Source organism: uncultured Methanobrevibacter sp., from assembly GCF_900314695.1.
In the GTDB taxonomy this organism is placed as follows: domain Archaea; phylum Methanobacteriota; class Methanobacteria; order Methanobacteriales; family Methanobacteriaceae; genus Methanocatella.
Genome location: NZ_OMWD01000006.1, coordinates 56,076 through 80,296, shown reverse-complemented (window position 1 = coordinate 80,296; position 24,221 = coordinate 56,076). Strand labels below are relative to the sequence as shown.

Below are 24,221 nucleotides of genomic sequence, written 5' to 3'. Positions count from 1 at the left end.
AGAAATTAAACATTATTATCTAGAATCAAGAGAATTTTTACAAGAATTAACAATAAAAACCTACAATAAATCGATTTCTGGAACGAAAGTTTATGACAATGGCTCGAAACATTTATAACAAAAGTTTGGTAACTAACTATAAAAAAAAGAGTCTGTAAAATTTTATAGGCTTCTTTCAAATTTTATTTTTTACAGTTGAAATTTCAATTCGATGAAAATTCGTTCTAATTTTTCTTTAATTTCAATATAAATGGTTAAAAAATAGTAAAATACTTTAATAAGTGAGGACAAATAATAATTTATGACCAAACAAACTAAATCTGTCCTCAATAATAATTTAGACTTCATACAACTTAAACTTTACGATTTTTCTGACGAAAAAATTGATCAAGAAAAAATCATTTCAGGAAAACTCAATAAAAACCCAAAAATTGAAAATACCCATCACAAACTCTTCTTAGATGAAAATAATACATTTAGATATGATAATCCAATTTGTCCTGTTTGTGGAAGCCACAAAATAATCAAAAAAAGAACAATAACAAAAAACAAACAAAATATCAATGGAAACATCACAGAATTCAGAGAACAGCAATATCAATGCAAAAAATGCAACAAAAAATTCGGAATAAGCAACAATCCACTAATAAAAAATAATAAACATTATTTACAAGAAATAATAGATAAAATACCTGAAATAATGAAAATTGAATATCAATCACTTCGTAAAATAAGTAAATACTTCCAAATATTCCTTGGAATACGAATATCTCATCAAACAATCCGAAATTGGTCAAACAAAAATCATGAAGAAACAATCACCAACAAAGAATTCGAGTATTCTGGCTACTATTTATACGATGAGCAATTTTTAAGACTCAATGGAGTCAGACACTACAGATTAACATTATATGATGCAATACTCAATGTTCCAGTCTCATAAAGAATTGTACGTCGCAGAATACCAAAAAACACGAAAAAATTCATCCTAGATTCAACGGCAAATAAACCATTTATTTGCTTAACAACCGATTTATTCCCAATGTATCGTAATGTAGCAGATGAAATAGGAGTAAAACACCAATTATGCACATTTCATCTATTTCAAACAATCAATCATAAATTAAAAGTACATTGTAGACGGAACAAGATTAATGGAAAAGCAAGAGACTATATTTACGAAAATGCGAAAGAATTGAAAAATTGCTTCAGACAAAATTCAAAACAAGAAGCAATCGAGCAATTTAAACAATATTTACAAAATTACAGAGCCATTCCAGTTGTATTAAAAGATTTCATCAGAAAACACATCATCAATCACTTCCATAGATATGTAGAACACTTAGATAATGAAAATATAGAAAAAACATCCAACAAAGTAGAAAATTACTACAGACAAACCAATCCAGAATAATAAAGAAATTATACAAAACTAAAGAAGGAATTCTGACATTTTTAGACTTCCAAATGCAAAATTGGACTCAAAATCACATAAAAATTAAATAAGCCTATAAAATTTTACAGACTCAAAAAAAAAAGAAAAGGAAAAATTAACTAACGATACCTTCGCTAGTAATTTTAAATACGCATTCACCTTCAGGCAAATGAGGACTGTCAACTAAACGAGCAATTCTTTTACCTGCTAATCCTTTTTTAAGCCAAATTCTATAAGTGGAAGCGTGACCTAATACGTGTCCACCAATAGCTTTGGTAGGACTTCCAAAGAATGAATCAGGCTTAGCTTGTACTTGGTTAGTTAAGAATACTGCTACGTTATATGTATTAGCAATTTGCTGGAGTGAATGTAAATGTTGGTTTAATTTTTGTTGTCTTACAGCTAAGGACTCCCTTCCAACATATTCTGCCCTAAAGTGAGCCATTAATGAATCAACAATAACTAATCTAACATTATTCCCACTTTGAATAAGTTCATTAATTTTATCAACCATTAAAATTTGGTGAGCTGAATTGAATGCACGGGCAACATGAATTCTACTTAAAACCTCTTCGCTATCTAATTCAAAACCTTCTGCAATTTGTCTAATCCTTTCTGGACGGAAAGTATTTTCAGTATCTACAAATACGCATTCTCCGTCAAGACCTCCAAGTTCTTCTGGCAATTGAACAGTAACTGCTAATTCATGAGAAATTTGACTTTTACCTGATCCAAATTCACCAAATACTTCTGTGATGGATTGGGTTTCGATTCCTCCTCCAATCAAATCGTTGAATTCTTGACTACCTACAGTAATGTGACCTACATCTTTTCTTCTTTCATCGACTTCCAAAGCTGTTTCAAAAGTAATATTTTCAGCTCTACGTGCAGCTTCAATAACTTTTTCAGCAACACCTTCTCCAATTTCTGCTTTAACAGATAATTCTTTTGGAGTAGCTGTAGCTAATCTCATCATATCAGCAAAACCTGCATCTTTTAATTTTTCTGCTGTTTTTTCACCAACACCTGGCAAATCTGCTAATTCTACCATAACAATCATTCCTTTTTAGTTGTTTAATAATATTTTGATATAATTTTTTTAGGATTTAACCTACTTTCTTCATTGTATTCATCAAAGCTAACATTAGCAATAATCTCTACTGTCAACCCGTTTAAATCTTGAAGTTTATCTTCAATACCTAATCCATCTTCAACATAATTGATAACATCTTCTTTTTTCATTTCAATTAATTCTTCAGCTAAATTATCGAAAAATGTAGCCGGAATATCACCAGTATCATCTTCGATTCTTGTAGGTATCATCAATGTGTAATTTGGTTCATCAAATGCATGTCCACAATTGTCACAAACATTTTCTTCAATAGTTGTCTCAACATTGGATCTACAGTTAGGACATTTTTTGAGAATATTTTTATCAGTACCAACTTCTTTAATTGTACCTGTGACACGAATATTAGTGTCATCTTCCAATAAAGCTTCAATAGTTTTTGGAACATATATAGCTTCTTTTAATTCATCATAAGTTGGTAATTTGCTTAATTCATCTTCACTTGGTTCAAGAATTGTGGTACCTCTACCGACAACTGCTTCAATACGATTATCCATACCGATTGTCATACGTGGATTTTGTAATTTAATTGGCATTCCAACTTCCAAATCAATTTTTGCATCATCATTCCACAATACGACTCTAATAGAACCTGTGTCATCAGCAATTTCTATATTTCTAACACTACCAGTATCACCATTATCCCTATCAAAATTACGGATATCATTCAATTCTATTACTCTACCTAATAGTATTATGTCTTCTTCATCTTCATCAACATCAGAAATTTTCTTATAGTCATAAAGTGCTTTTTCTAATGTGGATAATTCAGGAATAAACATTGCGGAAGCTTGTTCTTCTGATAACTTAATTAATCTAGAACCGCTACCAATGTTTAAATCAACATCATACATGCCGAGCCTAGTTCTGGCGTTTTCAATTTGGTATGCATCACCAACTTCATATTCTTCTTCAGCACGTTCATTCCATAAGGATAATTGAACTTTTCCAGATTCATCAGCGAAAATTGCTGAGCGAACAATACCTACTGAACCGTCATCCCTTTGGAACTCATTTGTATCATTAACTGAAAGGAATCTTCCTTGAATATCAATTTCAATTCCATCATCATCAATTTCAGGAATATTTCCAATAGGAGTTGGTCTTAATTGTTCTTTTAATTGTTCAAACTCTTCAAACTCTTCCATGGATAAATTTTCAGGGTTAATAGTGATTTGTGTGTTAAAGTTAGTATTCATTGAGTATCCGCTTTGAGTGTATTCATCAAAACGAACATTACCTCCAATAATTTTAACAATATCTCCTTTATTAATTGGCAATTCAGTGTCATCGCCCCAAACAGTAACTCTAATAGAACCTGAGGAATCTCCTACATCAAAGTTTCTTAATTTACCTTCGGTATTGTCAGTTTTTCTAATAAAGGTTTTAATATCTTGAAGTCTTACAACAACACCTTTAATTGAGAGATCAGTTCCTTCATTCAAATCCCCGATTTTAGTGAATTCCTGTTCTACTTCCGGCACATCAAAGTCACCTTTGATTATTCTTCCATCCCAATGACTTAAGGATATTTCAGATATGCCGTCTCTGTTTGTTCTTTCACGGGATTGAGCTGCAAGAATTTTTACGGTGTCTCCATCTTCCAATTTTAAATCATCAATTAACTCAACATTTTTATTCCATAATGTATAGGTGATTTTTCCAGAAGCGTCTTGCAAATCAAGTGATGCGACTTTTCCTTCTTTTCCATTTTTTTCATAACTTCTTACAGTTGGAATTCTAACAATTCTTGCAATAATATTAACTTTTGTATCAGGTTCAATATCAGCAATGTTAGTGATTTCTTCTTCATAAACTGGGAATTTAGAAGGATTTTCTTCTAATTTAACAATTGATGTTCTTGGCCTTAGATTAGCTTCAAGACCTGAATAACCCTCTTTAATATCTACACCTTTAATCTGAATAATGTCTCCTTCATGGAATTTCTTTAAAAGTGGCATGTTTTGAGTCCAGAATACGGTTCTCATCTTTCCGGTATTGTCCTGCAATTCCACATTACAGACTTCACCTTTTCCACCTTTACGAGTTTTGAATGACCTTTTATTTGATATGGATATTACTCTTCCTTCAATGGTTGCATCTTTGCTGCCTTTTTCAAGTTGACTAATGGTTTTTACAGCAAATTCCGGTTTTTCTGATACAACTTCAACTTCTTCATCGACCAATTCACCAACAACCATATCTGCAAATCCTGAATCGTTCATGAATGGATTTGAAGATTCTTGTTTTTTGAATTCTGCCATTCTGGAAAGAAATTCTTCTTGAGTAATTTTATCTTTTACCTTGTCATATTTCTCTAAAAGATCTTCAGTCATTTCAAAGGTTACTTCATCATCGTTATCATCACTTGAATCGGTTTCGGCAGGAATGGTCTCAAAGTCAGTGACACCATGATTTTTCAAAACTTCATGCGCCAAATTGACTTCGTCAACAAATGGAACATCTTTAAAATTAGTTTTACTAATTTGGTTCATTTCTGCTAAAAACTCTTCTTGTGAAAGTTTATCTTGAACTTTTTCATATAATTTTAAAATTTCTTCTTGCATACCAAACCCCTCATAGAAAAGTTAATTATAATTTTAATTTAGAATGTATATAAAGTATTAGAGAGAGCATCTGAAAAGTAATCGACATGTCAATATTAAAAAAAATTTAATATAAAAATTGTTGAAATGCACAAATGTGAAAATGTGAAAAAACTAATATGCATTCGGATTTTTCTTCAATACTGTTTTAATCATTATTCCTAAATCCAAACCCATGTGCCAATTCTCTACGTACTCAATATCGTATTCAATACGTTTATTAATAGAAGTATCTCCACGGCATCCATGAATTTGAGCCCAACCAGTCAAACCCGGTTTTACTTGATGTTTAACCATATATTTTGGAATTGATTTTTTGAACTGTTCAACAAAATATGGTCTTTCAGGCCTAGGACCAACAACACTCATATCCCCTTTCAGTACATTGAAAAATTGAGGTAACTCATCAATGCTTGTTCTTCTAATAAAGTCTCCAACTAAAGTTTTTCTTGGATCGTTTTTTGTAGTCCATTCAGATCTTTCTTTCCTAGGATCCTGTACTCTCATACTACGGAACTTATACATCTGAAATGGTTTACTGTTATGTCCTATTCTCACTTGTTTAAATATTATAGGACCTGGTGATGTAATTTTAACAGCAATTGCAGTGACTATCATTATCGGAGATGTTATAATGATGGCTATAATAGCAATCAAATAATCAGAAAGTCCTTTTATGAACTTATTAAAATCATCGTCCAACGGAACGTAGCGAATATTAATTATAGGAATATCCTCAATCATGTCCACAGATGGCTGTGCTGGGAAATATCTAATATAATCTGGAATGATTTCTGCTTTAATTCCTACTTTTTCACAGCTTTGCACTAATTCATTGATACGGTAATAATATCTTAATGGAATTGCCAAAACAACCCTGTCAAATCTATGTCTTTCAAGAATTCTATCCAAATCTTTAAAAGATCCAATAAACCTAACTCCATTTACGCTTTGACCAATGTGCTCAGGCCTTCCCAATATTCCACCAATTGAAAAGCCAAGATAAGGATTTTCCTTAATTCTACGGGCAAAGGTAAAAGCCAAATCATTATCACCGACAATGAGAATATGCTTTAGATTCTTATTGTTAACTCTCATATTGATTAAAATGCTTCTAATAATGAACCTTTCGATGATTCCTAAGAATGTTGCAATAATCGCAAGTAAGAATAGCATTATTCTTGAAAAGTCCGGCTGATTGATAATGAATAAAATGGATACCAATACAAAAAATGCAACGATATTTACTTTAATAATTTGAGTTGCTTCCGAGAAAATATTTTTATAGGTTCTGCGCGGCTTGTATAATCCAAAAGCAAAATACAGAATTAAATAAACAGGTATGACAGCGACAAACATGAAAAGTGCATAAGTTTCATAGCCCAAATGGTCCCCTATCGGACCAAAAAGAGTTGTATGAAATCTTAACAATATTGAAGACCATAATGACACTACAATAACTAGTACGTCAATTAATACTAAACTGATATTCAATAATCTTTGATTTTCCTTTATCATGCTAACTACCAAAAAATTAGTGTTAATTTATATTAGGTAGTTATATTATTTAACTTTTCTTTTTAAATAAATTTAAAAATAGCTTTAAAATGCATAAAAGAGCAATTCCAAAGTATACAATGAAATTTGTAATGAAAAAAGATTCATGAGCATGATGCTTTTTATAATATACATACATTGCACGGTAAAATTCATATATCAATTTGGATTTTTGTTTTTTACTGCTTGCTCCCTTAAAGTGAGTGATTTTTGATTTTCCATAGTAAACTATTTTCCATCCGGCCTGCTTTATTCTAAAACACAAATCAATATCCTCACCATACATGAAAAATGTTTCATCCAAAAATCCAACTTCATCTAAAGCTTCCTTTCGGATGAACATGAATGCACCGGTTAAGCAGTCAATTTCGTATACTCCATCATCAGGAAGACTGTCCAAATTATAATTATCGTCCTTGCTTTTTGTTGGAATATGGAATAATCTGAAAAATGAGTTTTTAACGTTTGGAAAGCTTCTTTTACAGGCCTTATCCAAATCACCATTTTCTAAAAGAACCCTGCATCCTGTAGCGCCCACATCAGTGTGCTTTTCCATATAATAATATATGCTTTCGAGAGTATTTTCCCAAACGATTGTGTCTGAATTCAACAGAAGCTGATATTTGCCCTTGGCAATCTTCAATGCCTGGTTGTTCCCGGCTGCAAATCCATTATTTTCCCTGGATTCTATGAATATGACATTGTCTTTAAAGTAATCCTTCAGTCTGGATAAGCTATCGTCACCAGATGCATTATCAACCAAAAGAACTTCATAACTAAAAGGATATTCATATTCAAAAATGGAATTTATTGTATTTTTAGTTAATTCAAATGTTTGATAATTCAAAATTACTATTGAAAGGTCCATAAAACTCAACTATTTACTTTTTTAAAAATTTTAGTGTATTTATTATTAATCTGTACTCTATTTTAAAATAATTTTTTGTATTCTTGGAATTAAATTTTACTTTATTTATTTTGCTTCTCGTATTTAAACCCTCTTTAATTCCAGCCAAATAAGTTGAACCGAAGCCTTTCTTTAAAAAGAAAATGTATTTGATTAAAAAACCTAAAAACAAAAAGATAAAATTCAGGATTTTTAATGGTATCGGAAGATTCTTATAAACAACCCAAACGTTATTGCGCGCCGCCAACTTCACTTTAAAATCATTATGTCTGCTTCCGCTTGTTGCACTTCCAATATGATATACAATAGCCTGCGGACACAACAAATTTCTATAGCCATAGATTCTTGATCTGATAGCCAAGTCCACATCTTCCATATATGCAAAGAAGTTATCATCAAACATTCCAATTTCATTTAAAACAGACTTCTTATACATTGCAGCTCCGGCGCATGATGAAAATATATCCTTAACTTCGACATAATCGCTTGATTTATGATTTTCACCGGTTTTTTTGGTCCATGCAAGCAGATTATATTCATCACCGACATCATCAATCAGTTCCTTATTATCATATTGAAGCATTTTAGCCTGAACTGAAAAAATATCTTCAGAAGATGTGATTAAATCAATTAATGCCTTAATGGAACCTTTTTTGATTTCTGTATCGTTATTTATGGAAAAAATATAATCATATTTGGACTGCCTGATTGCCTGATTGACTGCTGGAGCAAATCCTAAATTTTCACTGTTTTCAATAAGGTTGACCGGAAAGTTAAATGAGTAATTTTTAATATAATCCCTGCTTCCATCACTAGACCCATTGTCAACTATTATTAGCTCCCCGATAAATTCACAATCCTGATTCAGGGAATCAAAGAATGCCTTTAAAAACTTTTCACCATTATAATTTGGAGTAACAACAGAAACTTGCATATTAATCAATTGAATTTTTTAATCTTTTCCACATTTTATAATATATCTTAGGATTTAATAAAAATAATCTAATCTTAAGCTTGAATTTATTGTCTCCTTCAAACTTTGATAATTTGGTGAATAAATCCAACTCCTTCATTTTATCAATTACTTCATCGACATCATAGGAATTATAAAAGAAATAGTTCATATTCCCGAAAATGGCTTTGGGAATTCTGGATGTTATTATTAAATCGGATAAATCGTCCCATCCTTGTTTTTTATAGAAATCTGCCAATTGCTCAAATGCAGTTACAATCTCAAAACGTCGAAATTCGGATGTCCTTATAGCTGATTTTTGATGCTGTATATAATAGTAAGTTGCTTCGTTGGAAATAGCTATTTTTTCACCGTAACTTAATGCGATTAGGGCAAAATATGTATCTTCTCCATAAACAAAATCGCTGGAAAATTTAATGGAGTTTCCCTTGATTATATCTGATTTATACATTAGCTGTACAAAATTAAAAGGAATTTGCATTTTAAGTTCCATTTCAATGAACTCTTTTGTTGAAATGCAGTTTTGTGAGAAAATATGAGGATTGGATACAGTATCTCCTTCTTTTTTTACCAATTGTGTTAAACTAAAATCAGTTTCGCCATTATATAAACTTGACAGATGATTTGGTGATATGTAATCATCCCCATCCACAAAAACTAAATAATCACCGTTTGAAGCTTCAATACCCTTGTTTCTTGCAGCACTGACGCCTTGATTTTCCTGGTGAATGATAGTGTTTGGAATATCTATACCTTTTAACTTATCAGTTATAAGTTCTAAGCTGTTGTCGCTTGAACCGTCATCAACCACGATAATCTCAAAAGCATCAAAATCCTGAGAAATTATTGAATCGAGCGCTGTACCTATATACTCTGCATTATTAAAAACCGGTACTACAACACTAACTTTAATATTATTCATATTACCTACCATTATTTAAAAGAAAATCAACGACTCTTTTGGATGATTTGCCATCAATCACATCAAATTGTGTCTTGACAAAACTTGTCATTTTATCTTTATCAAAATCCTCATTATTAATTGCATCGATTAATTCATCTGAATTATAAACTAGTTTACCTGGAACCGTCTTTTTGAAATCGTAATAGAATCCTCTCTCAGTACTTAAATAATTATCCAAATCGTAAACAAAAAATAAAATAGGCTTATCTAAAATTGCAAATTCAATCATTATTGATGAATAATCAGTAATCAAAACATCGCTTATCATCATCAGTTCCTGTTCTGACGGATAATTGCTGCAATCAATGTAGTTTTCACTGGATTCAATAGCATCATCATAAAAATCCCTTATCTTTGGGTGCAACCTCAAAGCAAGGACATACTCATCACCCAAAACATCATTGAATTTCTTTAAATTCAGGGAATTAAGGACATTATTGTACTTTTTTTCATCTCGGAAAGTAGGGGCGTATAAAATAATTTTCTTATTGGATTCGACATTGTATTTTTTACAAAAATCTGATTTAATTTTGTTTAAATCATGATTTTCAAAATAATAATCCAGTCTTGGAAGCCCAAGAGCCTTAATTTTTTCTTTATCTATTTGAAAAGCTTCAGAATAATAATCTTCAATATTTTTAGAGGAAGATATTAAATAATCTGTATTTTCACCAATTTTTAAAAGCATTTCAATTTCATCAGGACTTGCAACAGATCCTCCGAATTTCTTAGAAGCTCCCGGAGCATGCCATAATTGAATGACTTCAGTATCGCTTTTAAAATTCATGAAAGCGAGGGGGAAAAAATTGTCATTTAAAAAAACATATTTGGATGTTGCCAATTTTTTGAAACTGGATAATGAAAGTTTATCCTTATAAAAAAAGCTAAATTCAAAATCTCCTCTTTTTTCAAATTCTTTTTTAATATAATCAAGATTACCTTTAAAAGACTCCCTTGAGTCAATAATAAAAGAAATCCTATTATTAACAACAGGAAAAGCCTTGAATAAATTAAATAAATGACCATAAACTTTATGTTTTATATATTTCATAAAAATCAGAATTTAAATTAATGGAAAAATGCTAACATTCCCGGAAGGGACTCTATCATTGCCTGGATACCCAATATAAAAATGGCCAAACCACCGATGAAATTTATAAATCTTGCATATTTTATTGCATATCTAGTTCCAAATGTTCCAATCAATAACCAGCAAGAAGCAGCAGCCAAACTCAAAATTGCAAGTCCTAAAGGATTTACAGAAGCTGCAACACCCTGTGCTGCCAAAATTAAATTTTCAATATTTCCAAAGACAAGCAATATTAAAAATGGTTTTAATTCATCAATCATCTAATCATCCCTATTTGTTAAATACTGATGCATACATTGCTTGGAAACCTAAAGCAAATATTATAAATCCTCCGAAAAAATCGATAAAATCAACATAATTAATTAAAATTTGAGTTCCAAATGTTCCTATTATAAGCCAACAAGAAACACAAATAATACTTGCAATAGCCAATTTTAAGGGATTAACCCCTGCAACAACACCCTGTGAAGATAAAACTAAATTTTCAATATTTCCAAATATTATCAATCCTACAAAGGGCAAATATTGTTCTAACATCCAAATCACCATTTCCCCATATTAATTAGAAACAATATTTTTTCATAATTAATATTTATACTATTAAAAATTAACAAATTATTATATATAAAAGTATCTTTTTTTAATCTAATAACTGATTAAATTAGATAATTTAAAATATAAAAAGTCGTATATAAGTATAAACGATTGAAAAATAATTTTAGGTTTAATTTATACAATTAAAGAAAATTAATTTAATTTAATTTGATAAATCTCAAAACTCTTGACTAAATTTTTAAATGAACTGTTCAAATTATAGTCAATTAGATTTTGAAATGACAATTAAATTATTGATTTTAAAATTAAAAAAAGAGGTAAATTTCTAGTAAATTTACCTATTGGAATACATCTTATTGTAATATTCCTGATATTCTCCACTTTTAACTTGTTCAATCCAATCAAGATTATCCAAATACCATTGAATTGTTTCTTTTATACCTGTTTCAAAGGTGTAATATGGACTCCATCCAAGTTCTTTTTGTATTTTAGATGAATCAATTGCATATCGTCTATCATGCCCTAATCTATCAGTAACAAACTCTATTAATGATTCATCCTTGCCAAGTTCTTTCAATATGAGTTTTACTATGTAGATATTTTCTTTTTCGTTGTTTCCACCAATATTGTAGACTTCTCCAACTTTTCCTTCGTGCAATACCAGATCAATTGCTGTGCAGTGGTCGTGTACATGTAGCCAGTCCCTTATGTTTTTTCCGTCTCCGTAAACCGGCAATTTTTTATCTTCCAAAGCGTTTGATATCATTAGAGGTATTAGCTTTTCAGGGAATTGGTACGGTCCATAGTTGTTTGAGCAGCGGGTAATATTAATCGGCAGGTCAAATGTTTCGAAGTATGCTCTTGTAATTAAGTCTCCACCTGCTTTTGATGCGGAATATGGACTGTTTGGTTGTAATGGAGTGGTTTCGGTGAAATATCCTTCTTTACCTAATGTTCCATATACTTCATCGGTTGAAATTTGAATGTACTTTTCAACTCCATATTCTTTAGCCGCATTGAGCAGTACCTGTGTTCCCAGCACATTTGATTTGATGAATATTTCCGGGTCGGTTATGCTTCTGTCCACATGGCTTTCCGCTGCAAAGTTGATTACATAGTCTGATTTTTTTACAAGATCATCCACAACAGATTTGTCCCTGATATCTCCCTTAACGAATGAATAGTTATCCTCATTTTCAATGTCTTTTAAATTTTCAAGGTTTCCGCAGTATGTAAGCGCATCAAGATTAATTATATTGTATTCAGGATACTTGTTGACCATATATCTTACGAAGTTACTTCCTATAAACCCTGCTCCACCTGTAACTAAAATATTTGTCATAATAAATCACGTTAGTATTTGATTTGAGATTCTTTGAATGATTTCCATTCCTTATCTTTATCTGATAGTATTATTTCATCGATTCCATCTAATGGCCAGTCTATTCCTATGTCTTCATCGTCCCATTTTATGCCGCTTTCATCCTCTCCATGGTAGAATTCTGTGCATTTATATTGGAATTCCGCTTCATCGGAAAGCACTACAAAACCATGTGCGAATTTAGGTGGAATGTACAATTGTTTTTTGTTTTCTTCGGACAGTATTTCTCCATACCATTTTCCGTATGTCGGTGAGTCTCCACGCAAATCCACACCAACATCAAATACTTCTCCTTTAATTACGCGTACCAACTTGCCTTGAGGGTATTTTAACTGTAGGTGAAGTCCTCTTAAAACTCCTTTTGAGGATTTTGACTGATTATCCTGTACGAATTTCAAATCGTATCCTGCCTCTTTAAAATCATTTTCCTGGTATGTTTCCATAAAGTATCCACGATTATCTTCAAAAACTGTAGGTTCCACAACAAACATTCCCTCAATGCCTGTTTCTGTAAATTTAAACTTTCCCATATTATTTTCCTCTTTTTGCTAAATTAAATAAATATTGTCCATAATCAGTTTTTTTAAGTTCTTCAGCGGTTTTTAATAAAGTTTCTTCAGAAATATAACCTTTTAGGTAAGCAATTTCTTCCAAACATGCTATGTATAAACCTTGTCTTTTTTGAACTGTTTCAATGAAGTTTGATGCCTCTAAAAGCCCTTCATGAGTTCCAGTATCAAGCCAAGCCATTCCCCTTCCAAGAAGCTCAACCTTAAGCTTTCCACGCTTAAGATATTCATCATTAACAGAAGTGATTTCAACTTCACCCCTTTGGGAAGGTTTGACATTTTTAGCTATTTCAATTACATCATTATCATAAAAATAAAGTCCAGGTACAATATAGTTGGATTTAGGATGTTCCGGTTTTTCTTCAATTGATAAAACATTCCAATCTTCATCAAACTCAACTACACCAAAAGCTTCGGGATTGTTTGTATAATACCCGAAAATAACGGCTCCTTCCTCCAGAGAAGTTGCTCTTTTCAATATTTCTGTGAACCTGTGTCCATGAAATATATTGTCTCCCAAGATAAGCGCAACATTTTCATCCCCGATGAATTCTTCACCGATAATGAATGCTTCGGCAAGACCATTAGGATTTTCCTGAACTGCATACTCAAATTTAATACCTAACCTACTTCCATCACCAAGCAAATCCTTATACATCGGCAAATCCCTAGGAGTTGAAATAATTAATATCTCTTTAATTCCTGAAAGCATCAGAACAGAAATAGGATAATAAATCATCGGTTTATCATATAAAGGCAATAACTGTTTTGAAATCGCCTTGGTAATCGGATAAAGACGAGTTCCAGAGCCTCCTGCTAGAATTATTCCTTTCATAATTATCACTTATATTGTTATTTATTTTAATAAGATTTAAAAATTTTATTAATCGCACTTAAAATCCAAAAGCTCGTTTTCAGCGGATGCATCCACAAATGTATCAATCACATCCTTTGAAACTTCACTGCTGTTTACTAAAACAATTTGAGTTTCAATGCCTATTTCACACAGACAGTCATATAATGCATCCAAATTCTTTCCATAATAATCCGGAAAATTCAACGCCTCTTTTAAATAATCATGCCCTTCCTTTTTAATCAATTTGCCATCTAATTCCATAGTATCATATTTCTTTAAAGGTATTGTAATGGTCAGCAGTATAATAAACTTTATAATTTCCTGAATTGTACACTATTCTTTCTGCTCCCCTGCTGGTTCCATTTGCATTAATGTCACATTCAATATATTTTGAATCGCTGTCTGGGAGAACATGCTGACGGTTAGTGAAGGTATCTCCCCCAATGCTTTTACCGGGAGCATAGTTTTTAAGTGGCCCTCCCTGCCAGCCTAAATTCCGTGCCTCGCTTTTTGTAATGTAATTGCTTGGCAGCTTATGAAATTCCTTAATATATGCAGCAACCTCATCAGCGGTACAGTATTGGCCATCTTCAACAACATTGCTGTTGCTATGAGAATCGCCTCCAAAATTTAAAAAATCAAAAAAGCCGGCACTTACAGATCCCATCAAAAATAAAGTGAGAATTAATGCCAAAATCAATGCTAACTTTTTATTCATCTAATCAACTCAATATATTCTTTTGCAGCTTCCTTATAATCTCTAAGCGGTTCAAAACCATTATCAACCCATTTTTTATTTTCCAATACGGAGTAATGTGGCCTTGGAGCAGGTCTTGCAAACTCGGATGCTGTAACCGGGATGACTTTAACGTCAGCATCAGCCACCTCAAAGATATATCTTGCAAATTCACACCAGGAACAGCTTCCGGAATTAGTCAAATGATAAATTCCGTAATAATCAGTTTCTATTAATTGTGAAATCCCATAAGCTAAATCAGGAGTATATGTTGGAGTTCCCACTTCATCATAAACAACAGTGATTTCTGAATGATTTTTAGCTAATTCCAACATTGTTTTAGGGAAGTTACCTCCATTTATCCCATATAGCCATGCAGTTCGTATGATGAAAAATTTATCCAGAATATCCAGAATAGCTTCCTCTCCCATAAGTTTACTTTTACCATAAACACTGATAGGACCTATTTCACCATCTTCAGTGATTGGATCTCTTGCAGTACCATCAAAAACATAATCTGTACTTACATGCACCAATGGGCAATCAATTTTACTGCATCCCAAAGCCAAGTTTCTAACGCCTTCCCCATTAACGGCATATGCGATATCCTGATTTTCTTCGCATCCATCAACATCAGTATATGCTGCCGAATTAATTACGACATCAGGATTTTTTTCACTGATAAACTCAATAACCTTATCTTTATCAGTAATATCTAATGATTTGGAAGTTGTAAGGATTAATTCATGCTTATCTTTTAAAACATCAATCAAATCATGCCCTAACATTCCATTTGAACCTGTAATCAAAATTTTCATATAAACCACTTAAAACTTTTAATATGTTAAGATATATATTATACTTTATATTTAAAAAGAAGGGAGTTAGATTTTATGAAAGTATGTATTATGGGTCAAGGATATATCGGTCTTCCAACAGCCGCACTTTTTACAAGGCACCACTGCGAAGTTGTTGGAGTGGATGTCAATGAAGAAATAGTGAATAATTTAAACAAAGGAATCGTGCACATTGAAGAACCGGGAATATCCGACATAATTAAAAACGCAGTTAAAAATGAAGTATATACAGCTTCCCTAACTCCTCAAAAAGCAGATGCTTTTATTATTACAGTACCTACACCCTACATCATTGAAAATTACAGCTGTGACTTGAGTTATGTTGTTAGTGCATGTGAATCAATACTTCCATATTTGGAAAAAGGAAACATTGTCATTATTGAATCAACAATAGCTCCTATGTCAACTGATGAAACAATTAAACCAATTTTTGAAAATGCAGGTTTTACAATTGGAGAAGACTTATATCTCGCACATTGTCCTGAAAGAGTACTTCCAGGTAAAATTTTAGAAGAATTAGTTCATAATGATAGAATAATTGGCGGAATTACACCTCAATGTGCTAAAAAAGCTCGTGAAGTATACGGTCAGTTTGTTGAAGGATATTTGATGTTGACTGAAGCAAAAACTGCTGAATTATCAAAATGTATGGAAAATACATTTAGAGACGTTAATATAGCGCTTGCCAATGAACTTGCAAAAATTTGTGCTGAAATTGGAGTGAATGCATTAGACGTTATAAAAATGGCAAATAAACATCCAAGAGTGAATTTACACTCCCCAGGACCTGGTGTGGGAGGTCATTGCCTTGCCATTGACCCTTATTTTATTTATGCAAAAGCTCCGGAAACTGCAAAGATTATCAAATTAGCACGTGATACAAACAATTCAATGCCCGAATTCGTTTGCGAATATACCAAAAAAATCATACCATCCGGTAAAATCGCAATATTTGGAGTATCATATAAAGGAAATACTGGAGATGACAGGGAAAGTCCTGCATATGAAATTATTGCCAGATTAAAAGGAGACGGATACGAAATAGCCATACATGAACCACATATCAAAAATGATGATTTTGTAAGTTTTGATGAAGCAACAAAAGATGCAGATTTAATTTTAATATTATGTGACCACAATGAATTCAAAAACCCTAATTATAATCTAATTTCAAAAAATATGAAAAATCCTATAATATTTGATACAAAAAATATAATAAGTAAAGTTCCAGACGGAATTAAATTATATAATTACGGGAACTTATACAAATTGAATTAAAAATTAATAGATTGATCTTTTGGAGCGTCTTGAGCATTCCATGCTTTTAAAGTAGTCCATTCACAGGCAGGATTTGTCCAAAACTCATCTTCCAATTCTAAACCTAAAGCTAAAAATATTGCACAGCAGAAATAAATACTGCCTGAATTAATATCTTTTTCGGATAATTCCGCTTGATATCCATTTAATCCTATTAGCAGCCAGCCTTCAGAAGAAAAATTTTGAGTGCCTCCAAATTGTCTTTTTAAAACTTTTGTTAAAGCTGATCGGACTTGAGCAGGATTAATATTTTTCGGTAAAATCTTAAGTAAAACTGCTTGAGATAATAAATGGAAAATGCCGCAACGATATGTTAAAGAGCTTCCAACTAGAGGATATGTACCTTCAGGTGAAATTAACCTCTCGAGTTGAGCAGCCAATCTTGAAGATCTCATTAACTGTATATCTAAAAATTCACCATCTGAAATACCGTATTTTCTCATTACGGATAAGATATCGTTAAGCATTGGATGAATTATTATACTATTGTAATAATCTAAATCAAATGATTCGCCATCTGAATAAATAGCATCTCCCATATAAAATTCATCTCTGAATTTATGGATACCGTAAGACAAACGTTCTTTATCACATTCTCCAGTAAATTCTAAAAGTGTAGCTTCAATTATAGCAGTATATAATAACCAATGATTTTCATATGGAGCAATTACTCTTGAATTTTTAAGTTCATGAATAATCTTAGCCTGTACATCCATTGGCAAATTAAGCCAAACTTGATTTTTTGATCTGAGTAACCCTTGAGCGAATAAAGCCATGTTTACTAAAGATTGTTTAGGTTCTACAAAGAAGATATAATCATTATTGTTTGGATTAACAGCATTCATAATAGCTTTTAATGTTAATCGTAAATATTTTTCTCTAATTTGACCTTCTTCTGAACTGTCAGGCCCTAATTCTAGCCAAGGAGCGATTCCATTAAAAACACGTGCAAAAGCTTCAAGATATGTAAATTTTTTAGTATCAGCACTAACAGATTCGTTAGGCATTTTTTTGCGAAGAGAGCTTTTTGCTACATTACCCAAAACAGGAAGGACTATTTTTTGTAATGTTGAAACCCAAAAAATCCTATCTTCCCAAATTGAAGGTTCCTCTTCAATATGAGTTTCATCTTTTTTGTGTCTGTTAAATAATATACCCATATGGATAGTTTTGTTTAACATATTATATAAATATTAGAAAATTACATTTTTAAAATAATAAAAAAAGAGTTTATATATTGATAAATACAAAATATTTATCATTATTAAGAGGTTGAAAATATGCCAACAATGTCTGAAAAAATATTAGCAAAAGCATCTTGTAAAGATAAAGTTGAAGCGGGAGATATTGTTATAGCAAATATTGATGTAGCAATGGCTCACGACTTAACTGGACCTCTTTCAGTAGAATCCTTTGAAAAGATTGGTACTGAAAAAGTATGGGATTCCTCAAAGATTGTTATTCCATTTGACCATCAAGTTCCAGCCGATTCTATTGATTCAGCGAATAATCATATTATTATGAGAAATTTCGTAAAAGAACAAAAAATTGAAAATTTCTACGATGTATATGCTGGAGTATGTCACCAAATTCTTCCGGAATTAGGTCATGTTGTGCCTGGAGAAGTTATTGTAGGTGCTGATTCACATACCTGTACTCATGGAGCTTTAGGTGCATTTTCAACAGGCATTGGTTCTACAGATATGGCCATGGTATTTTCAGAAGGTAATTTATGGTTTAAGGTACCTGAAACAAATAGGTTCAATATTACCGGTGAATTAAAAGAAAATGTTTATGCAAAAGATGTAATTTTAAATATCATCGGTCAAGTTGGCGCTGATGGCTCAACATATAAGGCATGTGAATTTGCAGGCGATACAGTTTCAGATATGAGCGTTTCAGATAGGATGGTTTTATGTAACATGGCGATTGAAATGGGTGGTAAAACTGGTTTGGTCGAACCTGATAAAAAAACCGTTGCCTATGTTGAAAAACGTTCCAATAAGCCATATAAAGTATTCAAAACTGATTTGGACTCATCCTCTCTTAATATTATTGATATTGATGTAAGTGATTTAGAACCTCAAGTAGCTTGTCCTCACAATGTAGACAATGTAAAGGCTGTTAGTGAAGTTGATCAAGAAATTGACCAAGTATTTTTAGGTTCTTGTACTAATGGTAGGCTTAGTGATTTAAGGGATGCTGCTAAAATCCTTAAAGGAAATAAAATAGCTAATGGAACTAGAATGTTAGTAATACCGGCATCCAAAGAAATCTATTCAAAAGCCCTTGAAGAAGGTTTGATAAAAATATTCGTTGATGCAGGTGCACTTGTATCGGCTCCATGTTGCGGCCCTTGTCTTGGAGGGCACACAGGAATTATTGGACCTGGAGAAGTAAGCCTCTCCACTTCAAACAGAAACTTTAAAGGTAGACAAGGTTCCCCTGATGGAAAAGTTTACTTATCTTCTGCTGCTGTTGCTGCAGCTTCAGCAATTGAAGGTAGAATCGTAGCACCAGAGTGATTATTATGAAAGGAACTGCATGGAAATTTGGAAATGACATTGACACTGACATAATTCTTCCAGGAAGATATTTAATATATACTGATGAGGAAAGATTATCCCAACATTGTATGGAAGGTTTGGATGCAGAATTCAATGAAAAATGTAAAAAAGGAGATTTTATAGTAGCTGGAAGGAATTTCGGTTGTGGATCTTCAAGAGAACATGCTCCTATTGCTCTTAAAGGTGTTGGAATATCTGCAGTAATTGCAGAGTCTTTTGCAAGAATATTTTATAGAAACGCTACAAATGTTGGAGTTCCACTTCTTGAAGCTCCCGGAATTACACAGCTTGTAAATGATGGAGAAGAAATTGATGTTGATATGGGAAAAGGAATCATAACCTCCGCTAATGGAGAATCAATTAACTTTAAAAAATTACCTCCATTCATGTTAGAAATACTAGAACAAGGTGGATTAATTGAATACCTCAAAAACAAAAAATAAATATCAAATTGCCGTTGTTCCAGGAGATGGAATCGGTAAAGAAGTAATGGAAGCGACAATATTCGTATTAGACGAATTGGATATTGATTTCGATTATGTTTATGGCGAAGCTGGAGATGAATGTGGCCAAAAGAATGGAAATCCACTTCCAGAAGAAACCTTAGATATTATTAGAAATGCAGATGCATGTTTATTTGGTGCTGCAGGAGAAACTGCTGCTGATGTTATTGTTAAAATACGCCAAGAAATGAAAATGTATGCAAATCTAAGGCCTGTTAAAACTTATCCTAATACTAATGCATTATTTGATGATGTTGACTTCATGATTGTGCGGGAAAATACTGAAGGATTGTACATCGCAGATCAAGAAGAATTAACTGAAGATGGTGCTATTGCAAAACGTATTATTACAAGAAAAGCAGAAGAACGCATTATTGATTATGCTTTTAATTATGCTAAGGAAAATAATAAAAGTAAAGTCACAGGAGTTCACAAAGCAAATGTGCTTAAAAAAAGTGACGGATTATTCAAGGATGTGTTCTATGAAGTGGCTGAAAGGTATCCTGAGATTGAAACCGAAGATTTTTATGTAGATGCAACAGCAATGTATCTTATAACACAACCTCAAAGCTTTGAAGTAATTGTGACTACAAACTTATTCGGTGATATCTTATCCGATGAAGGCGCTGGACTCGTTGGAGGACTAGGAGTAATACCATCAGCAAATATTGGTGAAGATGGTGCTTTATTTGAACCTGTTCATGGTTCTGCTCCAGATATTGCAGGTGAAGGTAAGGCAAATCCAATAGCAATGATGCTTTCAGCAATTATGATGCTTAGATATATCGGTGAAAACGAGGAAGCGGACAAATTTGATGCCGCTATTCTAAAAGTACTTAATGATGGAAAAATCCTAACAAGAGATTTAGGTGGTTCATCAAGCACTATGGAAGTAGCCGAAGCTATTAAAAATAATTTATAAATAAAAAATGGAGATAAGAAAAATATGAGAAAACTAACTAAAATGCAATGGGCTGCACTTTTTATTATATTCATTATGGTATTAAGTGGGGTAGCTGGATTTATGCTTTTATTATTTAGCAGGTAAGGAGATGAAAAAATGGTAAAATATGAAATCGCTGCTGTTGTAGCAGAATTTAATTACGATATTACTCAAATGATGTTAGAGTTAGCTAAAGCTGAAGCTAAAAATAGAGACTGTGAAATTACAAAAGTTGTAGCCGTTCCAGGCGTGTTTGACATGCCACTTGTAATAAAAAAATTATTACAAAAAGGAGAATTCGATGCAATAATCACCTTAGGTGCTGTTATTGAAGGCGCAACTGACCACGATCAAATCGTTGCACAACATGCGTCACGTAAAATTGCTGATTTGGCATTAGAATATGACACACCAGTTGCTTTAGGAATTACTGGTCCTGGAATGACAAGAATGGATGCACACAGACGTGTTAAAAACGCAAAAAGTGCAGTTGAAGCAGCCATTAAAATGTGTGACAGATTAAAAGAAATCTAGTGATTGGATGGAAATTCTCAAACCAAATGAATTAAAGGAAAAATTTTCAGATCCATGGATTGCACCATATGAAAAGGTCTTAACTATTGTGGATGGCGATAAGGTTGAACTTATCGAATATCATCCATGCATTTCCGGGTCCCATTGGTTGTTAAATCAGTACCGAAATAACTCAAAATTAATCGATTCCGCTTATCGTGACGGAAACAAACATGTGTATTCATGCCATGTCGGTTCAAGTCCTATTGATTTGAAAGCTAGTTTTAATGCTGCAGGAATAGATGAAATTGTTATTGACGGTGATGAAGTTAAAGTAACACATGCCGGGCTTGCAGGTGCCGGTGTAGGTGCTGGAATGTGTAGAGGAATGGGAGAAGGTGTTAAATACATTGAGCTTCTTGACATTGGAGGAGGTTCAAAAGTAGGAAGAGCTACTGTTGTAACCCCTAAACTTCAAAAAGTAGTTATTGGTGTTGATGATACTGATACTAAAGATGCTGGAGCTACTTGGACAATGGCACATAATTTAGGTGTTGAGCTTGCAAGTGAAGGTTATGAATACCTTGACCATATAATTGTTCAATTATACCCCCACAACCCTCATAAAACTCAAAATTGTGTTTCAATTGCTCTTACATTTGCTGTTGAAGAATCCAAAAAAGAAGAATTAATAAGCAGAGTTATTGAAATTCTTAAAAGGGATACTTTATCTGATAAAACAGCCATAGCTATCTTAGAAGGTCTTGAAATTCCTGAAAAATTAAGAGAATATTCTATTGCAACAAAATCCGGTATGATGGATGTTGAAACAGCACAAGCAACTGCTGAAGAATTGGGTATTCCTTTGATTGCAGTAACCGGCGAACAGGGAAAAGTTGGTGCACTGGCTGCACTTGGACTTTACAACGATGTAGAAGAAGCTGTTAAAGCTTATGGAAAAAAATAATCTAAGAAAATAATTCTTAGATTTCTTACTATTTTTTAAATATCAATATTAAAGAAATTGCCTTGATTGGATTTTACAAACTGTTTTGTAGATGAATATTGCGAATCATTAAAGACTATCTCAATTTCTGAATCACCATAATTTAAGGTAGTATTTTTAGGTTTATTTATTGTACCAATAATTTCACCATCAACAGCAATTGAATAAGAGCTATTGCTTCTAAATACACCAGATGAATTAGCTATTGAAACATTACCCAAGAATACTTCAAAATCAGAAGAGTTATAGTCTTTCTGGGAAATAATGAACTTTTCAGTGCAGGAAATATTTTTACTTTTACTGACCTGGCTTACAATAGACTGATCGAATACTTCTTTTAAACGACTATTTTGAATTATATAACCTGGTTCGAGGTTTAAAATCTTTCTAGCTTGATTAGGCATTCTGATAATATCATCATCACCATCTCTTGATTCATTAACTATATACTCGCCCCCACCAATTTGAATCGTGTCATTGACTTTAATTCCCAATGTCATCATTGCCTCTGAAGGCATACGGATTTGTTCCGATTCATTTTCAATTGCTACATCAACAGTAAATGGACCTCTAACAGATATGGAGTTATCAGCACGGGCATTGTCAGCATAGATAATTAAATTTCTGGAGTTCGGTTCGATTGACAATACACCATTCTCAAAGTGTGCTGCACCAATAAATGTTGAAATCATTAACAGCAATACAATTATTGAAATAATCAGAGGGAAGTGAATTTTAACAAAAGATTTTAATAAGCTAAATCCAGGAGTTTTTCTAAATATTACAATAGATTTTACAATAACTTTAATAAGGTAATAGATTGCTATTATAATTCCTGCAACAGAAATAATGACCCCAATTGCAAGGGGAACCATTTTTACAAAGAATACAGTAAATAAACCAAGAATAATTAAAGACAGGCCAACAACAGACATACGGATGAAATAACCAATTTCATCAATCATTAAAACTCTACCATACTTATTAGCACGACTTATAATTGTTCTAACAACTTCATTAGCCATCAGATTTAAATCTGAAAGCGGAGACATGTCATGTTCAATTTCACCAATGTCAATTTCCATGATAGAAATTCCAAGCACATCAGCATCAATAACAATACCTACATCCACACCGTAATCCTTTTCAAAATTAATTTTTCTTAATGTACTTTTACGTGCTGCAAACTGACCGCTCAATGGCTGTTCAAAAGAAATTTCAGGGAAAAAGAAATTGAGCAACGGTTTAGCCGTAAGTTCAGTTACACGTCCGCTAACACGTGAAAATTTAGTTTTAGTAATCTCAGCATCTCCAAGCAAAATTGGCATAATCATTGATTCTACTTTTTTGGAAGTTAAGTTATAAATATCCGCATCAATGAATGCAATAACATCACATTCAGCTTGCTTATAACCAGTGTATAAAGCTTCACCCTTACCTTTATTGGTTTCATGATTAATAACTATAGCTCCAGCCTTAATAGCTTCCTCTTTGGTCTTATCAGATGAACCATCATTAACAACAATGATTTCATCAACAAACGACACGTTTCTAACTACTTCTACAACTTTAGCTACAGTATCTTCCTCATTATATGCAGGAATAATTACTGAAACCTTTTGGTATTTCTTAGGTTTTTCAGTTTTTATACTAGCAAGCAAAAATGCAATTATTACAAAAAACCAATACAATAAATTCACCTGAAAGTTTAATTATTTATAAATATGTCATTTAAGTACTATAAATATATTAGTTTT

The 24,221-nt window shown here is 32.4% G+C and carries 23 protein-coding genes and 1 pseudogene; 7 read left to right on the top strand and 17 right to left on the bottom strand.

Annotated elements, in window-relative coordinates; all coding sequences use genetic code 11:
* The first annotated feature begins 301 nt into the window (after positions 1 to 301).
* Positions 302 to 1,506 (top strand): annotated as a pseudogene (locus QZN45_RS02860) (hypothetical protein).
* Positions 1,507 to 1,550: 44 nt separating this feature from the next.
* Here the strand turns inward: QZN45_RS02860 and radA are convergent.
* The 15 genes from radA to rfbD all read right to left on the bottom strand — a co-directional run bounded on the left by radA (position 1,551) and on the right by rfbD (position 15,576).
* Positions 1,551 to 2,486, bottom strand: a complete 936-nt coding sequence (gene radA / locus QZN45_RS02855; protein WP_292607441.1) for a DNA repair and recombination protein RadA — start codon at positions 2,484 to 2,486, stop codon at positions 1,551 to 1,553.
* A gap of 23 nt (positions 2,487 to 2,509) precedes the next feature.
* A complete protein-coding gene (locus QZN45_RS02850; RefSeq protein WP_292607438.1) occupies positions 2,510 to 5,131 on the bottom strand; it encodes an OB-fold nucleic acid binding domain-containing protein in 2,622 nt (873 codons plus the stop codon).
* A gap of 153 nt (positions 5,132 to 5,284) precedes the next feature.
* Complete coding sequence (locus QZN45_RS02845; protein ID WP_292607436.1) at positions 5,285 to 6,688, bottom strand: undecaprenyl-phosphate glucose phosphotransferase; 1,404 nt, start codon at positions 6,686 to 6,688, stop codon at positions 5,285 to 5,287.
* Between the two features lie 49 nt (positions 6,689 to 6,737).
* Entirely contained in the window at positions 6,738 to 7,595 is an 858-nt protein-coding gene (locus QZN45_RS02840; RefSeq protein WP_292607432.1) for a glycosyltransferase family 2 protein, read from the bottom strand.
* 13 nt (positions 7,596 to 7,608) lie between these two features.
* Positions 7,609 to 8,568 carry a glycosyltransferase family 2 protein gene (locus QZN45_RS02835; RefSeq protein ID WP_292607443.1) on the bottom strand — a complete coding sequence of 320 codons (960 nt, stop codon included), beginning with the start codon at positions 8,566 to 8,568 and terminating at the stop codon, positions 7,609 to 7,611.
* Between the two features lies 1 nt (position 8,569).
* Positions 8,570 to 9,529: a glycosyltransferase family 2 protein gene (locus QZN45_RS02830; RefSeq protein WP_292607429.1), complete on the bottom strand. Its 960-nt coding sequence runs from the start codon at positions 9,527 to 9,529 to the stop codon at positions 8,570 to 8,572.
* Position 9,530: 1 nt separating this feature from the next.
* Positions 9,531 to 10,622, bottom strand: coding sequence for a CDP-glycerol glycerophosphotransferase family protein (locus QZN45_RS02825; RefSeq protein WP_292607427.1), 1,092 nt, complete (start codon positions 10,620 to 10,622; stop codon positions 9,531 to 9,533).
* A 17-nt stretch (positions 10,623 to 10,639) separates the two neighbouring features.
* Entirely contained in the window at positions 10,640 to 10,921 is a 282-nt protein-coding gene (locus QZN45_RS02820) for a hypothetical protein (RefSeq protein ID WP_292607424.1), read from the bottom strand.
* 10 nt (positions 10,922 to 10,931) lie between these two features.
* On the bottom strand, positions 10,932 to 11,198 hold the full coding sequence (locus QZN45_RS02815; protein WP_292880644.1) for a hypothetical protein: 267 nt from the start codon (positions 11,196 to 11,198) through the stop codon (positions 10,932 to 10,934).
* Positions 11,199 to 11,550: 352 nt separating this feature from the next.
* Positions 11,551 to 12,558, bottom strand: a complete 1,008-nt coding sequence (gene rfbB / locus QZN45_RS02810) for a dTDP-glucose 4,6-dehydratase (RefSeq protein ID WP_292607787.1) — start codon at positions 12,556 to 12,558, stop codon at positions 11,551 to 11,553.
* 11 nt (positions 12,559 to 12,569) lie between these two features.
* A complete protein-coding gene (gene rfbC / locus QZN45_RS02805) occupies positions 12,570 to 13,127 on the bottom strand; it encodes a dTDP-4-dehydrorhamnose 3,5-epimerase (RefSeq protein WP_292607789.1) in 558 nt (185 codons plus the stop codon).
* Position 13,128: 1 nt separating this feature from the next.
* Positions 13,129 to 14,001: a glucose-1-phosphate thymidylyltransferase RfbA gene (gene rfbA / locus QZN45_RS02800; protein WP_292607792.1), complete on the bottom strand. Its 873-nt coding sequence runs from the start codon at positions 13,999 to 14,001 to the stop codon at positions 13,129 to 13,131.
* A 48-nt stretch (positions 14,002 to 14,049) separates the two neighbouring features.
* Positions 14,050 to 14,283 (bottom strand): barstar family protein, encoded by a 234-nt coding sequence (locus tag QZN45_RS02795; RefSeq protein WP_292607795.1) that lies wholly within the window; start codon positions 14,281 to 14,283, stop codon positions 14,050 to 14,052.
* A gap of 4 nt (positions 14,284 to 14,287) precedes the next feature.
* Positions 14,288 to 14,740, bottom strand: coding sequence for a ribonuclease domain-containing protein (locus QZN45_RS02790; protein ID WP_292607797.1), 453 nt, complete (start codon positions 14,738 to 14,740; stop codon positions 14,288 to 14,290).
* Positions 14,737 to 15,576 carry a dTDP-4-dehydrorhamnose reductase gene (gene rfbD / locus QZN45_RS02785; protein ID WP_292607799.1) on the bottom strand — a complete coding sequence of 280 codons (840 nt, stop codon included), beginning with the start codon at positions 15,574 to 15,576 and terminating at the stop codon, positions 14,737 to 14,739. Before rfbD ends, QZN45_RS02790 begins: the two co-directional genes overlap by 4 nt.
* A gap of 75 nt (positions 15,577 to 15,651) precedes the next feature.
* Here rfbD and QZN45_RS02780 point away from each other — a divergent pair, with 75 nt between their 5' ends.
* Positions 15,652 to 16,893 carry a nucleotide sugar dehydrogenase gene (locus tag QZN45_RS02780; protein ID WP_292607802.1) on the top strand — a complete coding sequence of 414 codons (1,242 nt, stop codon included), beginning with the start codon at positions 15,652 to 15,654 and terminating at the stop codon, positions 16,891 to 16,893.
* Here the strand turns inward: QZN45_RS02780 and QZN45_RS02775 are convergent.
* Complete coding sequence (locus tag QZN45_RS02775) at positions 16,890 to 18,113, bottom strand: DUF2264 domain-containing protein (protein WP_296810949.1); 1,224 nt, start codon at positions 18,111 to 18,113, stop codon at positions 16,890 to 16,892. The two genes, QZN45_RS02780 and QZN45_RS02775, sit on opposite strands and share 4 nt — an antisense overlap.
* A 99-nt stretch (positions 18,114 to 18,212) precedes the next feature.
* On the opposite strand from QZN45_RS02775, the gene hacA reads away from it, so the two are divergent.
* The 5 genes from hacA to mmp11 all read left to right on the top strand — a co-directional run bounded on the left by hacA (position 18,213) and on the right by mmp11 (position 22,425).
* Positions 18,213 to 19,457, top strand: coding sequence for a homoaconitase large subunit (hacA, locus tag QZN45_RS02770; protein WP_292609726.1), 1,245 nt, complete (start codon positions 18,213 to 18,215; stop codon positions 19,455 to 19,457).
* Positions 19,458 to 19,462: 5 nt separating this feature from the next.
* Entirely contained in the window at positions 19,463 to 19,942 is a 480-nt protein-coding gene (locus QZN45_RS02765) for a 3-isopropylmalate dehydratase small subunit (RefSeq protein ID WP_292609724.1), read from the top strand.
* Positions 19,917 to 20,924, top strand: coding sequence for an isocitrate/isopropylmalate family dehydrogenase (locus tag QZN45_RS02760; protein WP_292609722.1), 1,008 nt, complete (start codon positions 19,917 to 19,919; stop codon positions 20,922 to 20,924). The genes QZN45_RS02765 and QZN45_RS02760 overlap by 26 nt, the downstream gene beginning before the upstream one ends.
* Before the next feature lie 138 nt (positions 20,925 to 21,062).
* On the top strand, positions 21,063 to 21,479 hold the full coding sequence (gene ribH / locus QZN45_RS02755; protein ID WP_292609720.1) for a 6,7-dimethyl-8-ribityllumazine synthase: 417 nt from the start codon (positions 21,063 to 21,065) through the stop codon (positions 21,477 to 21,479).
* Between the two features lie 7 nt (positions 21,480 to 21,486).
* Positions 21,487 to 22,425, top strand: a complete 939-nt coding sequence (gene mmp11, locus QZN45_RS02750; protein WP_292609717.1) for a methanogenesis marker protein 11 — start codon at positions 21,487 to 21,489, stop codon at positions 22,423 to 22,425.
* Positions 22,426 to 22,460: 35 nt separating this feature from the next.
* On the opposite strand, the gene QZN45_RS02745 is transcribed toward mmp11, so the two are convergent.
* Positions 22,461 to 24,155: a glycosyltransferase gene (locus QZN45_RS02745; protein ID WP_330048215.1), complete on the bottom strand. Its 1,695-nt coding sequence runs from the start codon at positions 24,153 to 24,155 to the stop codon at positions 22,461 to 22,463.
* Positions 24,156 to 24,221 lie beyond the last annotated feature (66 nt).

Excerpts from the sequence above, each read along its gene's own strand:
- QZN45_RS02795 (WP_292607795.1), bottom strand. The coding sequence starts at position 14,283 with ATGGAATTAGATGGCAAATTGATTAAAAAGGAAGGGCATGATTATTTA.
- QZN45_RS02845 (WP_292607436.1), bottom strand. The coding sequence starts at position 6,688 with ATGATAAAGGAAAATCAAAGATTATTGAATATCAGTTTAGTATTAATT.
- QZN45_RS02825 (WP_292607427.1), bottom strand. The coding sequence starts at position 10,622 with ATGAAATATATAAAACATAAAGTTTATGGTCATTTATTTAATTTATTC.
- QZN45_RS02765 (WP_292609724.1), top strand. The coding sequence starts at position 19,463 with ATGAAAGGAACTGCATGGAAATTTGGAAATGACATTGACACTGACATA.
- mmp11 (WP_292609717.1), top strand. The coding sequence starts at position 21,487 with ATGGAAATTCTCAAACCAAATGAATTAAAGGAAAAATTTTCAGATCCA.
- QZN45_RS02835 (WP_292607443.1), bottom strand. The coding sequence starts at position 8,568 with ATGCAAGTTTCTGTTGTTACTCCAAATTATAATGGTGAAAAGTTTTTA.
- hacA (WP_292609726.1), top strand. The coding sequence starts at position 18,213 with ATGCCAACAATGTCTGAAAAAATATTAGCAAAAGCATCTTGTAAAGAT.
- QZN45_RS02820 (WP_292607424.1), bottom strand. The coding sequence starts at position 10,921 with ATGATTGATGAATTAAAACCATTTTTAATATTGCTTGTCTTTGGAAAT.
- QZN45_RS02775 (WP_296810949.1), bottom strand. The coding sequence starts at position 18,113 with ATGTTAAACAAAACTATCCATATGGGTATATTATTTAACAGACACAAA.
- QZN45_RS02780 (WP_292607802.1), top strand. The coding sequence starts at position 15,652 with ATGAAAGTATGTATTATGGGTCAAGGATATATCGGTCTTCCAACAGCC.
- QZN45_RS02850 (WP_292607438.1), bottom strand. The coding sequence starts at position 5,131 with ATGCAAGAAGAAATTTTAAAATTATATGAAAAAGTTCAAGATAAACTT.
- rfbD (WP_292607799.1), bottom strand. The coding sequence starts at position 15,576 with ATGAAAATTTTGATTACAGGTTCAAATGGAATGTTAGGGCATGATTTG.
- QZN45_RS02790 (WP_292607797.1), bottom strand. The coding sequence starts at position 14,740 with ATGAATAAAAAGTTAGCATTGATTTTGGCATTAATTCTCACTTTATTT.
- rfbA (WP_292607792.1), bottom strand. The coding sequence starts at position 14,001 with ATGAAAGGAATAATTCTAGCAGGAGGCTCTGGAACTCGTCTTTATCCG.
- rfbC (WP_292607789.1), bottom strand. The coding sequence starts at position 13,127 with ATGGGAAAGTTTAAATTTACAGAAACAGGCATTGAGGGAATGTTTGTT.
- rfbB (WP_292607787.1), bottom strand. The coding sequence starts at position 12,558 with ATGACAAATATTTTAGTTACAGGTGGAGCAGGGTTTATAGGAAGTAAC.
- QZN45_RS02815 (WP_292880644.1), bottom strand. The coding sequence starts at position 11,198 with ATGTTAGAACAATATTTGCCCTTTGTAGGATTGATAATATTTGGAAAT.
- QZN45_RS02830 (WP_292607429.1), bottom strand. The coding sequence starts at position 9,529 with ATGAATAATATTAAAGTTAGTGTTGTAGTACCGGTTTTTAATAATGCA.
- radA (WP_292607441.1), bottom strand. The coding sequence starts at position 2,486 with ATGGTAGAATTAGCAGATTTGCCAGGTGTTGGTGAAAAAACAGCAGAA.
- QZN45_RS02840 (WP_292607432.1), bottom strand. The coding sequence starts at position 7,595 with ATGGACCTTTCAATAGTAATTTTGAATTATCAAACATTTGAATTAACT.
- ribH (WP_292609720.1), top strand. The coding sequence starts at position 21,063 with ATGGTAAAATATGAAATCGCTGCTGTTGTAGCAGAATTTAATTACGAT.